Raw genomic sequence first — 14041 nt, forward strand, 5'->3', positions numbered from 1 at the left:
AAGGCTAAATGGATATGGCGCTTGTGATGGAATATAGCTGGGTTTTGTTAATTTTGATAGGTCTTGAAGGAATATTAGCTGCAGATAATGCACTTGTTATTGCTACGATGGTTAAACATCTGCCACGTGAAAAGCGGAAGAAAGCATTATTTTATGGGCTTGCTGGAGCTTTTGCATTCAGGTTCGGTTCTCTGTTTGTCATCTCTTACCTTGTCCATATTTGGCAAATCCAGGCTATCGGTGCTCTTTACCTTATAGGAATCGCCCTGTACCACCTTTTGAAAAAGCATGTCTTAAAACCACGAGTTAAAAAATCGATGGAAGAAAAGAAAGGGTCTGGGTTCTGGACGACAGTCATCAAAGTGGAGCTTGCTGATATCGCTTTTGCCGTAGACTCTATACTTGCGGCTGTTGCTCTAGCTGTTATGCTCCCGGTTACAACGCTTCCTTCTATTGGAGGAATGGATGGAGGGCATTTCGCTGTAGTTCTTGCCGGAGGAATTATCGGCCTTGTGATCATGCGTTTTGCTGCCGGCTACTTTGTCGTCTTACTCGATCGCCGACCAGGACTGGAATCTGCAGCCTACTTGATCGTTGGCTGGGTGGGCGTGAAACTGTCCGTTTATACGCTTTCTCACCCTGAGCTATCCGTTCTTGAAGAAGGATTTTCGAAAAGTGTCACCTGGAAATTGATCTTCTGGTCTGTATTACTTCTAATCGCTGTCGGAGGATGGTTCCTATCAAAAGAAAAGCCCCAGCCCTCATCAGAAAATGAGGCTGCGGCAAATAGCTGACGAAAGGGCTTCTCACCTATTCATGGATAGATTTTAAGAGCGACGAGTTTTCTAGTCAGAATGTGAAGCGTAGTAAACCCGCCGATATACATTAATAACGTGTAGAAAAGATTCCATTCCTCATCATAGGAGACGGTTTCTATGGCGAGGGCGATAGCTTCGATTCCTGTCATTCCTAATATGAAAGCAGCATACACCCATAAAGGATTTTTCTGTTTATAATACAACAAAAAAATAAACCAGACAGAAACGACTGTGAAAATTCCGAAGTCTAGAAAAATAGAATCCAATAATACGACCATCGGCATGTGGTGGACCTTCCATAAGCCAAGGTGTATGCCAAGTTGATTTAAGGTAAGTGCAATAAGGGCGCCAACAGGGGCGACGGTATAGAAGAGCTTTGGCGCATGGTTATAAACGTAAGGAGCCGTTAGCCATGGGATGATAAAACCTAGTACAATGATTAATAGCATACGAATCACCTCTTCTTCCACAGCATGTCTATGTAAAGGTGTAGTTTATACGTGGAAATAATATGGAAAATGATAGAATAGATTCAAGAAAGGAGAATGTTGTTATGTACGAAGGGATTCATCATGTGTCTATCCTAGTGACAGATATTGAAAAATCGAAGAGATTTTATGGAGAAGTGCTAGGCTTTCAAGAAAGTAATGCCCGGCCGGAATTTGGTTTTCCAGGGGCGTGGTATCAAATAGGTGATACACAGCTTCATTTAATTGTGTACGAGGAAGGGAAGACACTTAGAGGAACAGAAAATATTGACTCAAGGGATGGACATTTTGCGATTCGCGTGAATGATATAGAAGGATTTATTGAAAGAATGGAAGCCAACCAAGTTGAGATGCTGAATAAGCCTCATAACAAAACGGAGTGGCATCAAGTGTACATCAGTGATCCAGATGGAAATATTATCGAATTTAATAAGTAAAGGTGAAGTGACGAGCATGGTGGTGCTCGTCACTTTTATTTTTCCAATCCAACTTCTTCAGCACTCCATTCCCACAATTGCTTCGCTAATAATTTATTTTGCGCCCTTTCAGACCTTGCGGCGACTTTCCGTTTATAAAAATATTCCCCACTGATTTTAAGATCAGGATCAGTTGCGAGGTAAATCGCTGTATCTGCTCCTTGTTGAGGGGTAAGAAAAAAAGGTCTTAGCATGGCATGGATGGTTTTGCCGAAGCCGCTGCCTCTGTTGACGCCTAGATTTGTACTGACCGCTCCCGGATGCACACAGTTTACGAGTACTGAAGTGTTTTCAAGTTTTTCATCAAGCTTTAGTGTAAAAAGGATATTCGCAAGCTTAGACTGGCTGTAACCTTTAATGACGCTATATTTCCTTTTTAAATGTGGGTCATCAAAATGGATGTTTCCCGCTTTATGAGCTCCTGAAGAGACAGTTACAATCCTGCCTTGCTTCGAACACTGGATTTTATCAAGAAGTAAATTTGTCAGGAGAAAGTGACCTAGATGATTGATTCCCATCATGCTCTCAAAGCCGTCCTCGGTTGTCGTGCGCTTTATGGAGACAACTCCGGCATTGTTTATAAGGACATCAAGCTTAGAATAGTGAGCATTAAATTCCTCATTAAAGCGGTGTATGCTTTGGAGCGAAGCTAAATCGCCAATCATTAACTCAGCTTTGTCAGAACCACTTTCCTGCATTGCTGAACGCAGCGCTTCTTTGCCTCGCGGTTCGTTTCGGCACAGCATAATGACGTGGTAGCCTTTTTTCATAAGCTCAACAGTGGAGGCAAGTCCCATGCCAGAGTTGGCACCTGTAACTAGAGCTGTTTTCTTATCTGTAGGATTGAATTCATGGTGCATCGTATTCACATCCGTTCGTTTTCAAATATTCTTTATTTTATTAAAGATACTGTTGAATATCTTGCGGGCAAAGATAGTAACAGGTTCAATGGGGAGTCATTATTCGATGAGCCTAATATTCAAAATATGATCGAAGAAGTTCAATTTAAGAATAAGATTATGATATTTAAGAATACTTAGTTTGGCAGACTCTCACAAACAACTCCATCATTATCATTTCCGTCTAATTGATGTGGATCAACAGCAGGGCCACCGGCAGCTTTAAAGAAGGACTGAGCCTCATGTTGAGTCTCAAAGTCCCCGCAGTCTCGGTCGGCACCTTCAGGGTCATACGGTCCAGAGTAGACACTTTTCATTTCCTCACTACTGGATTCGGTAGACGATTCTTCTTTATTAAATCCGCTTTCCGTTACATAGCCATTAATACTCCATATGTTTTTATTAGCATTCGCCGCTCTGGTTTGCGCTTTAACGAATATCTCATAGTGGGTGTAGGGCGGGTCGAAAACATAAGCGAGACGAGCAAGGCCTTGTTCTAGCAGCATTTGGTTAAAGTTCTCACCATCAATCCATAAGTAGGCTAGCAGACGGCCGTATTTATCCCGTTTAGGTCCATCGTATTCAACGCGTACTTGTTTATCATTCAGCGTATCCTCAGCGAATTGACTGGCTTCCGGTCCGTAAGGCTGAACGGGCAAATCAGGATGTTTCGTTTCTGGTGTATCGACTAGAAGTAATCGCACATCCTCTGTTTTTCCGTTCATTTCTATTTCAATAGTGTCTCCGTCTATGACTCTTGTAACCGTTGCTGCAGGAAGACTATCTAATGGATTTTCTCTTTGCTTATTATCGCTGCTCTCTTCGTTAACTTCTGCTTCATTTGTTTTCTCATTAGAAGTCTTCTCTTGTTTTTCTCCCTGGTTAGTAGAAGCTTCTTCAGGTGCTTCACACCCCACCACAAATAAGCTGATTAGAAATACGATAAAAATATGGTTATAACGGGAGTGAGCAAAGGGGAACCACAGGAGTAGGGCAATGGCCACAACTAATGAAATCAGTAGAAATTCCAATTTCCTCCTCCTTTATTAGGTGATTTTCAATCTTTATAATCGGATAAAAAAGTATATTTATAGCTTTATCATCTCAAATTTTCAAACTTCAAGCCAATCGCAATCTGTGACGATCCTTTTAAACATTTTATAAAGCTATAGTGTTTTTTAATAAAAAATAGGGAATGAGAATTTTGAGTATCATAAAAAAGGAGTGAATGACATGTATCAGTTCGTTTCACCTAAAAAGGTTTATTACGGAGAAGGATCATTGAGCAGGCTGCAAGATGTATTACAAGAGCTTAATGTTCATCGGGTATTTGTAGTGGCAGATCCTGCTTTAAAAGACTTGCAAGTGATCGATCCTATCATACATATCTTAGAGGGGGAGGGTGTTGAAGTTACGATTAGCACCGATGTTGTCCCTGAACCTTCTTTGAATGTGGGAAATCAAATTGTAGAACAAGCAAGAGAAGCGCAAGCCGAACTTGTCGTAGGGGTCGGAGGAGGAAGTGCGCTAGACCTTGCGAAAGCAGCGGCTGTATTCATCGATAACAAAGGCAGAGTGGAAGATTTCTTAGATTTAAGTGGGGAACAAAAATTTGAATCAAGAGGGGTACCAAAAGTTTTAATTCCGACTACATCAGGAACTGGTGCCGAAGTGACGGATATCTCCGTATTTTCTTTGGAAGATACAAAAGATGTGATGACTCACCCTTATCTACTTGCTGACTATGCAATTATCGATCCTGTTATGACCTATACCTTACCGCCAAACGTTACAGCTTCTAGCGGTATGGATGCTCTTACACATGCGATTGAGGCCTATACGTCGAAGCATGCCACGCCTTTAACAGATTCTTTAGCTTTAGAGGCAATTGGGAGAATTAGCAGAAATATAAGATCCGCTGTCTGGAACGATCGGGATTATAAAGCACGAGAGCAGATGGCGCTTGGCAGTATGCAGGCAGGAATGAGTTTTTATAACGCCGGTGTAGCAGGTGTGCACGCTTTAGCTTATCCTTTAGGGGGTATACACAAAGTTCCCCACGGGGAGTCCAATGCTGTTTTGCTTCCTTTCGTCTATGATTCTATTTTTCCAGCGTGTTTAGATAAGATGGCTGGAATTGGAAAAGCGCTTGGCGTTCCTGTTGATGGAAAAACAAACCGGCAAGTGGCTCAAACCGTCGTTCGCTATTTACTACAATTGGTAGAGGACGTAGGGCTCCCGACAAAACTAAGCGTCTATGATATTGAAGAAAAAGATATGGAGCGCCTTGTAGATAACGGTCTGCAACAAAACCGTCTGTTGAAGCGCAGTCCAAAACCTCTCTCAGAAACAGCTGTGCGGCAAATTTATTTTAACGCTCTACGAGGAGAATTAACTCATAGCTAGGTCCCGGGAGGAAGTACCATGTACAAAAAAATATTAGAGCCACGGGTCTCAGAAACAGATGGGGTCGGTCATATCAACAACACAACCGTCCCGGTCTGGTTTGAGGCCGCTAGAAATGAGATTTTTAAACTCTTTACACCTGACAGTTCTTTTGATAATTGGAAAATGATCATTCTGAATATGAACGTCGATTATCTTGGTCAAATCTACTTTGGGACAGATGTAACGATTTATACGTGGGTGAAAAGAATCGGAAATTCTAGTTTAGAATTATACGAGGAACTCTGGCAGGATGGGCGTTTATGTGCTAAAGGCGCTGTTACCTATGTAAATTTTAATTTGCAAACACAAAAGTCAGAACGGATCCCAGATGAGGTTCGGAAAGAGTTAGAGGTGCATATGTATCAAGTGTCTTAATAAAGAAAACCGGAGTCCAGGAGGAGAGCTTTATTTTGAAGTATTCAAAAATCCTATTTATCGGGGACAGTATCACAGAAAGCGGAAGATTTGATGACACTATGGGAATCGGGAATGGCTATGTACATAAAGTGGTAGAAAAATTAGGCCTGCCACTTGATAACGTGTTGAATCGAGGCTTAGGAGGCGACCAGATTGTAGATCTTGCAAAGAGATGGGAACAGGATGTTCTTGCTGAACGTCCTGACCTTTTATCCATTTCCATAGGGGTCAATGATGTCTGGAGGCAGTTGGATTCACCAGAAATGAACCAAATTTCGCATGAGCAGTTTAAAAAAACGTATGTTGAATTACTCGAGAAAACTTTAGGAGAATTGAATCCTTCAATTGTTTTGATGGAGCCTACGATCATAGGAGAAGATCCTGAGTCAGAAGGAAACAAGAGGCTTAAAGAGTATGTCCAAGCGGTGAGGGAAGCGGCTGAGCAATTTGAATGTAGTTATGTTCCGCTTCATGGGGCGTTCATTAAGCAGCTGCGCGGTAAAGTTCTGACTCCGCTTACGACCGATGGGGTTCATATGAATGAGCGAGGTGACGAGCTGATGGCGGTGGAATGGGTCAAAGCAACCCGCCACTTGTTTTAACCTCTTCACAATCTTTTATCGATCGTTCCCTATTTCTTCGATTAAATAGCATTATTATTCTTGAAGACTCAAATTTGAGATAAATTGGGTTTATATTCGTAATAGGGTAAGGGATGGCTGGAAAATAACTCGCTTTCCTGTGGGGGAACTGCCGAGCCTCCTCGTTTCGCTGCGCTCTCTGTGGGGTCTCGTCTAGGTCCTTCTCCCACGGGAGTCTCGTCATTTTCCAGCCATCCCAACTTTCATTAGCCTCCCAAACCCACCTAGTATCAGCATTTAGTATGAGGCTAATTGAATTTACTATAATGAAAGCATCTTGAAATCCAGTACAATCCTTTCTGAGAGGATAAACGATAGTGAATCATCAGAATTAAATAGACTGTTTCTACTTTTGCATGTGTTTCCGTTCCGCTAATAAATAGTAAGGTGAGAGGGGAAATGGCGAGACTCCTGCGGGAATGGTATGGCTGTCAAGATCCCGCAGGTTGACAAACCTAGGAAGCTTGCCGTCATCCCCGCGGAAAGCGAGCCATTTCCTCGAACACCTTTCCAGGATACAAGGTAACGGAAACAGCCCCATCTAAACAAAGTCATTATCTTGGATTCAAGTCTTCAGGAAGACTTGAATGGAAGGAGAAAGTTAATAGTGAAAAGGCATAAATAAGAAGCGGCCTTTTGTAAGGCCGCTTCTAGATCATCTATCTATTTAATTAATATACATATCGACACCTGGGCCGAATGGAATACCTAATAGCGCAAATGCGATCAATAAGATCACCCAGATGATAAAGAAGATAACACTGTAAGGAAGCATCAGAGATATCAATGTTCCTAAACCAGCTTTCTTGTTGTACTCTCTCATGAAAGCTAACACGACGATGATATACGGGTTCATCGGAGTGATAATGTTCGTTGATGAGTCAGCAATTCGGTAGGCTGCCTGAATAAACGCCGGATGATAGTCTAATAGATAGAACATCTGCAGGAAAATCGGTGCTTCCAATGCCCACTGCGCAGATCCACTAAAGATTAGCAGGTTCATAAGCGCTGTCAGCATAGAGAATCCTACCACAACAGGGAGACCAGTCATATTCATAGATTCAAGCATGTTCGCTCCACTGACGGCTACCCACGTTCCGATGTTTGTCCAGCTGAAGTAAGCAATAAATTGGGCAGCAGCAAAGATCAATACAATAAAGCCTGACATATCTTTCATAGCTTCACTCATAAAGCCGGAAATATCTCTTGTGGATTCAATTTTATTTACTGTTACCCCATACGTAATACCGATGGTGATGAAGAAGAACAAAATGATTGGTACAATTCCATCTAAAAATGGAGATGGAATAATTCCTCCCTCTTCATTTCGCAGTGCAGATCCAGGCCAAGCAAGCGCAAGGATTAATACTCCAATAAATACAAGACCAGCTATAACAGCATTTTTAAACCCTTTTTTCTCTAAAGGTGTGCTAGCCTCCATTTCATTTGCAGAAGCTTCCCCTTTATATTCACCTAATCGTGGTTCAATAATCTTTTCAGTAATTAGAGCGCCGGTAATAGACAGGACAACAACAGATACAATCATGAAATACCAGTTATCAACGGGAGTAACAACAATGTCAGAACCAATGCTTTCCATGACTTCTGTGGAAATTCCAGAAAGTAAGGCATCTGTACCGGCAATGATGATATTGGCGGTAAAACCAGATCCAACTCCGGCAAAACCTGCTGCTAGACCTGCCAGCGGGTGACGCCCAATTGTATAGAAGACCATCGCAGCTAATGGTGGTACGATAACGAAGGCTGCATCTGATGCTAAGTTACCTAATATTCCGACAAAAATAACTGCATAAGTGATTAATGACTTAGGTGCTTTTAAAATGGTACTTTTAATCGCAGTTTCCAGTAATCCAACTTTATCGGCTAAGCCGATACCAAGCATCATCGCCAACACGAGGCCGAGTGGGGCGAATCCAGTGAAGTTATCAAGCATTGAAGTCAAAATATAGTTAAGACCTTCTCCTGACACAAGACTTTTAATATCGACGACTTCACCTGTCCCTGGTTCCTCAACGGTCACACCAAATAAGGAAACAATCCAGGAGAACACTATTGTAAACGCTGCTAAGTAAACAAATAACATAAATGGCTCAGGCAGCTTGTTACCTGCTTTTTCAACAAAGTTCAGAAACCTTGCCATCCCTTTGTTCGTTTTTTCGGTGGTGTTTGTACTCATATGTTTCACCCTTCCATTTAATTTAGGAAATTATCCTTAATACTTCCGTATTTAACCAAAAGCTGGGTTTACAAGAGGTAATGATAAAGAGGGGCTCCCCTTAATTCGTTTAGGAAAAGGGGAGGAATTGATAAACTTTACGCGGCCGGCCTCTTTCACCCGATTGGGTTTCACCGGCTTGTTCGACTATGCCGACGCGCTCCATCTCCGAGAGAATTCTTCGTCCGTTCCTTTCTGTACTTTTCAACCATCGGGATAAATCCTGGGAGGAAAAGCTCTCCCTGCCATACTGTTTTACATAAGCTAGTATCTTCGAAACGACCCCAGGACTTAAATTGGCATCTTTCAATTTGTCCTGCCAGGCTTGGCCGATGTCCGTCGTTTGATAGGCGATTTGATCTTTTTGCTCCTTAAGTGAGATGGATTGATCATCGTCGACGATGAGTATCATCGGTTTTTTATAGTCTTTTACATGTCTGAAACCCATCCGGACATGCTGCTCAGCCTGCAAAACGGTTTCGCCAAATCCTATCGATACTTTAACTTTTAAGTTCGTCTGAGCACGGATATCATCAATTAAATTGAACAAATCCGCTTCTGACTCATTGCTCAGTTCTCCGCGGGTGGTGAAAATGAAGAACAGTCCATCTCCCATTTGCATGACTGATCCATTGGTTTTTTCCGCAATGGAGAAGAGCTGGCGGCGCACGTCCAGTTCTTGATACTTCGTTTTAAACGAGTAATAAAGCTCCTCTAAATGATCAGGGTCCATTTCGATTCTGCAGCCGATGACGGCTACTTGTGAATTTCTATAAAGGTTTGATTGTGCACGTTCTTCGAGATATTGAATAATCATCTTAATCGACAAATAGGAAGGAGTCACACGGAAAACAGGAATGCTTCTTTCCTTTAATTTTCTGTACACATATTTGATCGATGTGATGGCTACTTCCGTTTTTCCTTCTTCATACAATTGGGAGTGAAATTCGACCAGCTTGTCAGAACTTTTTTCCCTATCAAAAGGGTGGTTGTAATAAGTCAAGCTATCTAGCTGGTAGTAGGATAAGATTTTATCGAACTCTTCACTCTCAATCGTGTCGATGCTTACTTCTCTGTAGACTTTATTGGAAGCGAGTTGTGCCTCCAGGAGAATGCCGAAGAAGCTTGCTCCGTGTAAAGGAGGATAAGCTCCTTCTTTTTCTGAGATAAGGTCATTCTCAAGAGCGTAGGTATAGTTCAACACTCCTGAGAAAAACCATTGATCGACTTCATATCGGTGCTTCGTCAAGATGTCGCTCACTTCCGTTAACTGTTCATAGGGATATGGGACGAAAGTTATGTTATCAAACTCCTTCGCTACATACATGATGAGCTGTAAAGAGTCATGAGGCGCAATAACACCAATGGTTGTCTTCATGAACACTCACTCGTTTCTACTCGTAAGTACTCGGCAATAACTTTCGTTCCTTTTTCCAGATCTTCGATAGAAGCATATTCCCTGGGGTGATGACTGATGCCTTCTTCACATGGAATGAAGATTAGCCCTGAAGGCCATTTGTTTGCGATGTTCATGACATCATGTCCGGCTCCACTGTCCATAGTTAATGGTTTGATATCAAGTTTGTCTGTAACAGCAGTAAGTTTTCCCTGTATTGTTTTGTCCAGGAAGACGGAGTCATTATCGACAAGTGTTTGCACATCCACCTTAATATTGCGACTGCTTTCAATTTCTTTACAAAAGTCTTGAATACGCTCAGCGAGTTTCTTTTTCAATGAATCGTCAACGCTTCGTATATCGATTCCTAGCTCGACTTCGCCAGGTATCACGTTCATCACGTTCGGACTCACATGGCCAGTGCTGACTGTCGCTACTAGAGGAAGAGTAGCGCCCTCATTTAAAAGATTAGCTTGTTCTTCGACAAAAGTAATAAGCGGGGCAACAGCAGCAAACGCATCTGAGCGTCGGTTCATGGGGGTGGTGCCTGTATGGTTCGCCATTCCAATTGCTGTTACCTTTAAGCGGATTGGGCAGGCAACACCTCTTACAATACCAATTTCAGCGGCATTATCTACGATTTGAGTGCCCTGCTCAATATGAAGTTCAAGGAAGCTTTCCAGATCCTTTTCCTCGCGTTCTGCGTGCTGAATCGTTTCCCATGATAAGCCGAAGGATTCGATTGACTGCTTGATGGTAATACCGTTTGCATCTTCCACATTTGCAACATCTTCTTTATCAAGCAAGCCGCTTATCGCTTTACTGCCAATTGTAGAAACGCCGAAGCGAGCCGATTCTTCTGATGCAAAACAGATGATCGTGATGTTTTTCTCTGGCGTAAAGTTCTGGTCTTTTAAGAATTTGATCGCCGCTAAGCCTGTCAAAACTCCAGCGACTCCGTCATATCCGCCACCTGAACTGACCGTGTCGACGTGAGAACCGACAGCTATTGTAGGTGCTTCTTTGTCAACATTCCAGGTGGCCCAGAGGTTTCCGGCTTGGTCGGTCTGGACTTCTAATTGTAAGCTTTCAGCGATGTGTCGAAAGGCCTCATGAGCTTGTTTCTCTTCATCTGTATAGCTCAACCGCGTGAATCCGTTTTCATAATCCATTTCATTTGTAAGATTCAGCTTGAGCAAATGCTCATGGAGCCATTTGGTTAAATTATTCAAATAAGTGACCCCCTTTAACAATGTGAATGTACGTATCTAGTGCTACAGTCAATACTTCTTCTTCATAATCAAACGCAGGGGAGTGGTGATTGTCCGAAAGCTTAGTGCCGAATAACATGTACGTAGCTTTTCCCCCATGAGATTGAACCGCGTTCATCATGAAACTGGCATCTTCAGATCCAGATACATTGGCGATGTTAATGATGTGCATGATATTAGAGCTCGATTGACAAGTTTCTTTGACGATTGAAATCATCTCATCGTCGCAAATCATCGGTTCTGTTTCTCCCACAAAATCAATGGTTGCATCGACGTTATGCATGTCAGCAGATGATCGGATCATCCTTCTTGCTTGTTCTTGCATGTAATCATTGATAGATTTCGTTTCTCCGCGAGTTTCCAGTTCCAAATAGCCATAGTCTGAAATGATATTTCTTCCGTTTCCTGCTGAAAGTTTACCAACATTGATTCGGCTTACTCCTTCACTGTGGCGAGGGATTGTATAGAGCTGAGTCGCAGCAGTAGCGGCAGCCAGAAGGGCATTCCGCCCATCTTCAGGCTTCATTCCAGCGTGGGAGGATTGACCTTTGAAAGTAACATTCCATTTTGATGAGGCGAGAAATCCTTTGGTTGATGCTGCGACTGTGCCAACAGGGAGATCCTGTATTCCGATGTGACCAGAGTAGAAGTAATCAACTTCGTACAGCCATCCCTTGTCCGTCATTGCCTTTGCACCCCGACCGCCTTCTTCAGCGGGTTGGAAAAGGAAGGTGAACTTCCCGTTTAACTCTGAAGAGTGACTGGCGATGAAGTGCGCAAGCCCTAATCCAATCGCAGTGTGTCCATCATGACCACATGCATGCATGACACCCTGATTTTGGGAATGAAAGCCTTTCTTATAAGGAAGGTGCTGGTCGTCTGCTTTTTCTTTAATGGGCAGTGCATCAATATCGAAGCGGAAGGCCAGATGATCTCCTGTTCTTCCGGTGTTCCAGACGGCAACTAATCCAGTGTGACCGCCCTTCATTTTATTTAACCATTCCTCTTCCATTGAGGAGGAAATGTTCGCTTCATGCTGCTGGATTTCTTTAGAAGAGGGAACACCATAGCGAGATGTACTCTTTAGTGCATCTCTTCCGATATAAAGAGTGAATCCCAGAGCTTCCAGTTCTTTACCGATTGCATAAGTTGTTTCATACTCCATAAAACCCAGCTCTGGATTTCTATGGAATTGACGTCTCCATTCTACTAATTTCGGCTGTATGTCTTGGATAAACTCATGATGAATGGACATCCGTATCACCATCTTTTTGAAGTTGTAAAGTGTTCAACGTATCCAAAGCGACCTGAGCTAAATAGCGGCTTCCAATTGGCAAGGCTTTTTCATTAAGCTGAAAACCTGGGTCGTGAAGAGGTTTTTGATTTTCTGCATCTTCAATTTGAGTACCCAGCCATATGAAAGCTCCAGGGTATTGAAGTAAGAATCGTGAGAAATCTTCTCCAGCTAAAGCAGGATCCAGAGATGGCGTGGATTCACTCCCAAGGAGCTTTTGTGCAGATTCTCGAGCTTGCTGTGCCCACTTTGGTGTGTTGATCGTCGCAGGATATCCGTCTAAATAATCGATTTCTGCCTCAGCCTCGAAAGCCTCTGCCGTTTGCTCAATGATGGTATGAAATCGGCTTTTCACCTTTTCTTTTACTTCCGGCTTGAACGTGCGTACTGTGCCTTCAAGAACGACTTCATTTGGAATGACATTGTAACTATAACCGCCTTCAATACGGCCGATTGTAACTACGGCCGATTCTAGAGGATTAACGTTTCGGCTGACGATCGTTTGCAGACTGGATATAATCTGATTGGCTATGAGCAGCGCATCATTTCCGTCATGCGGCATACTGGCATGTCCGCCTTTTCCTTTCACGGTTACTTTGAAGCGGTCAGAAGCTCCCATCATTTCTTTATCCCTAATTCCCATTTGACCGACAGGAAGACCTGGCCACACATGCTGTCCGTATATAACATCAGGGGTATATTCATGAAACACTCCGTCCTCCATCATAGCTTGAGATCCCCCGGAAGGAGAGTTTTCTTCAGCGGGCTGGAAAACAAGTAGAATTGTTCCTTTAATGTCTGCTTTCATTTGTTGGAGGGCATAACCAGCCCCAAGCAGCATCGATGTATGGGCATCGTGTCCACAGGCATGCATCTTACCGTCGTTTTGAGAAGAGAATTTGTGCGTGTTGACCTCTTGTATAGGCAAGGCATCCATATCGGCTCGGAGGGCAACCGTCCCTCCTGGCAAGTCGCCTTTAATAATGCCAAGCACCCCTGTACCAGCAAATCCCGATTGCCATTCAATTCCGTAGGCCGTAAGCTGCTCTTTTACCAGAGAAGACGTGCGGTATTCTTCATTGCTGAGCTCAGGGTGTTGGTGCAGTGTCCTTCTTATATGAATGATGTCATCTTTAATGGATGAGATTAGTTCTTCGATGTGATTCAAAAATGCTCCTCCTTTAATTAAGGACATTTTCCTTTAATGTTCCGTTATTTGTAGTATAACAGTAAATCTACCTTTTTCAACAAAAAATTTAGAAAATTCTATTATGATCTCGGGAACCGTTTTGTTCCTGGAAAGGCTTCTCCTGCATCTAATACCTACACGGTAAAACCAGTTGATACTTTATACAGAATCGCTTTACGATACGGAACAACAGTTGACCAGTTGGCTTCAGCGAATAAGTTGAATAACCCAGGATTGATCTAGAGCTGGGCAAATATTAGTCATTCCACTTTCTTCTAAAATGTTGAACACTGTTCGGACGGGTGATACCCTTTCCAGTATTGCAAGAAAATATGGGACCACTGTTCAAATGCTTGCCGATACGAATCAAATCTCCGATCCTGGCTTAATTTTATCCAGGGGTAAAATTGGTCATACCGACTTAAACCGACACAATCTCTCGAACAGTGTATAAGTTGTTCGGGGGAT

At 42.8% G+C, this 14041-nt stretch carries 14 protein-coding genes; 6 read left to right on the forward strand and 8 right to left on the reverse strand.

Annotated features, from left to right (window positions below; translation table 11 throughout):
• Positions 1–8: 8 nt before the first annotated feature.
• Positions 9–794 (forward strand): TerC family protein, encoded by a 786-nt coding sequence (locus ACRYKC_RS05620; protein ID WP_433805759.1) that lies wholly within the window; start codon positions 9–11, stop codon positions 792–794.
• A gap of 20 nt (positions 795–814) precedes the next feature.
• Here the strand turns inward: ACRYKC_RS05620 and ACRYKC_RS05625 are convergent, their stop codons facing one another.
• On the reverse strand, positions 815–1267 hold the full coding sequence (locus ACRYKC_RS05625; RefSeq protein ID WP_433805760.1) for a hypothetical protein: 453 nt from the start codon (positions 1265–1267) through the stop codon (positions 815–817).
• A 104-nt stretch (positions 1268–1371) separates the two neighbouring features.
• Here ACRYKC_RS05625 and ACRYKC_RS05630 point away from each other — a divergent pair, with 104 nt between their 5' ends.
• Positions 1372–1743, forward strand: coding sequence for a VOC family protein (locus ACRYKC_RS05630; protein WP_433805761.1), 372 nt, complete (start codon positions 1372–1374; stop codon positions 1741–1743).
• Positions 1744–1778: 35 nt separating this feature from the next.
• Here ACRYKC_RS05630 and ACRYKC_RS05635 read toward each other — a convergent pair whose 3' ends face one another.
• A complete protein-coding gene (locus ACRYKC_RS05635) occupies positions 1779–2642 on the reverse strand; it encodes an SDR family oxidoreductase (protein WP_433806175.1) in 864 nt (287 codons plus the stop codon).
• Between the two features lie 176 nt (positions 2643–2818).
• Positions 2819–3712 (reverse strand): thermonuclease family protein, encoded by an 894-nt coding sequence (locus ACRYKC_RS05640; RefSeq protein ID WP_433805762.1) that lies wholly within the window; start codon positions 3710–3712, stop codon positions 2819–2821.
• 202 nt (positions 3713–3914) lie between these two features.
• Here ACRYKC_RS05640 and ACRYKC_RS05645 point away from each other — a divergent pair, with 202 nt between their 5' ends.
• From ACRYKC_RS05645 to ACRYKC_RS05655, 3 genes are read left to right on the forward strand one after another with little or no spacing between them, the layout of a single operon-like run.
• Positions 3915–5087: an iron-containing alcohol dehydrogenase gene (locus ACRYKC_RS05645; RefSeq protein WP_433805763.1), complete on the forward strand. Its 1173-nt coding sequence runs from the start codon at positions 3915–3917 to the stop codon at positions 5085–5087.
• Between the two features lie 18 nt (positions 5088–5105).
• On the forward strand, positions 5106–5504 hold the full coding sequence (locus ACRYKC_RS05650) for an acyl-CoA thioesterase (protein WP_433805764.1): 399 nt from the start codon (positions 5106–5108) through the stop codon (positions 5502–5504).
• 35 nt (positions 5505–5539) lie between these two features.
• Positions 5540–6148, forward strand: coding sequence for an SGNH/GDSL hydrolase family protein (locus tag ACRYKC_RS05655; protein ID WP_433805765.1), 609 nt, complete (start codon positions 5540–5542; stop codon positions 6146–6148).
• A 706-nt stretch (positions 6149–6854) separates the two neighbouring features.
• Here ACRYKC_RS05655 and ACRYKC_RS05660 read toward each other — a convergent pair.
• The 5 genes from ACRYKC_RS05660 to ACRYKC_RS05680 all read right to left on the reverse strand — a co-directional run bounded on the left by ACRYKC_RS05660 (position 6855) and on the right by ACRYKC_RS05680 (position 13552).
• A complete protein-coding gene (locus ACRYKC_RS05660; RefSeq protein WP_433805766.1) occupies positions 6855–8384 on the reverse strand; it encodes an AbgT family transporter in 1530 nt (509 codons plus the stop codon).
• A gap of 109 nt (positions 8385–8493) precedes the next feature.
• Entirely contained in the window at positions 8494–9801 is a 1308-nt protein-coding gene (locus ACRYKC_RS05665; RefSeq protein ID WP_433805767.1) for a helix-turn-helix domain-containing protein, read from the reverse strand.
• A complete protein-coding gene (locus tag ACRYKC_RS05670) occupies positions 9798–11051 on the reverse strand; it encodes a M20 family metallo-hydrolase (protein WP_433805768.1) in 1254 nt (417 codons plus the stop codon). The genes ACRYKC_RS05665 and ACRYKC_RS05670 overlap by 4 nt, the downstream gene beginning before the upstream one ends.
• The gene (locus ACRYKC_RS05675; protein WP_433805769.1) at positions 11044–12345 is read right to left on the reverse strand and encodes an amidohydrolase; all 1302 of its coding nucleotides are present in this window, start codon (positions 12343–12345) and stop codon (positions 11044–11046) included. The genes ACRYKC_RS05670 and ACRYKC_RS05675 overlap by 8 nt, the downstream gene beginning before the upstream one ends.
• The gene (locus ACRYKC_RS05680) at positions 12329–13552 is read right to left on the reverse strand and encodes a M20 metallopeptidase family protein (protein WP_433805770.1); all 1224 of its coding nucleotides are present in this window, start codon (positions 13550–13552) and stop codon (positions 12329–12331) included. Before ACRYKC_RS05680 ends, ACRYKC_RS05675 begins: the two co-directional genes overlap by 17 nt.
• Positions 13553–13853: 301 nt before the next feature.
• On the opposite strand from ACRYKC_RS05680, the gene ACRYKC_RS05685 reads away from it, so the two are divergent.
• The gene (locus tag ACRYKC_RS05685; RefSeq protein WP_433805771.1) at positions 13854–14027 is read left to right on the forward strand and encodes a LysM peptidoglycan-binding domain-containing protein; all 174 of its coding nucleotides are present in this window, start codon (positions 13854–13856) and stop codon (positions 14025–14027) included.
• Positions 14028–14041: the final 14 nt, after the last annotated feature.

It is taken from the genome of Halobacillus sp. A1-3 (assembly GCF_050971765.1).
Classification (GTDB): Bacteria; Bacillota; Bacilli; order Bacillales; family Halobacillaceae; genus Halobacillus; species Halobacillus mangrovi_B.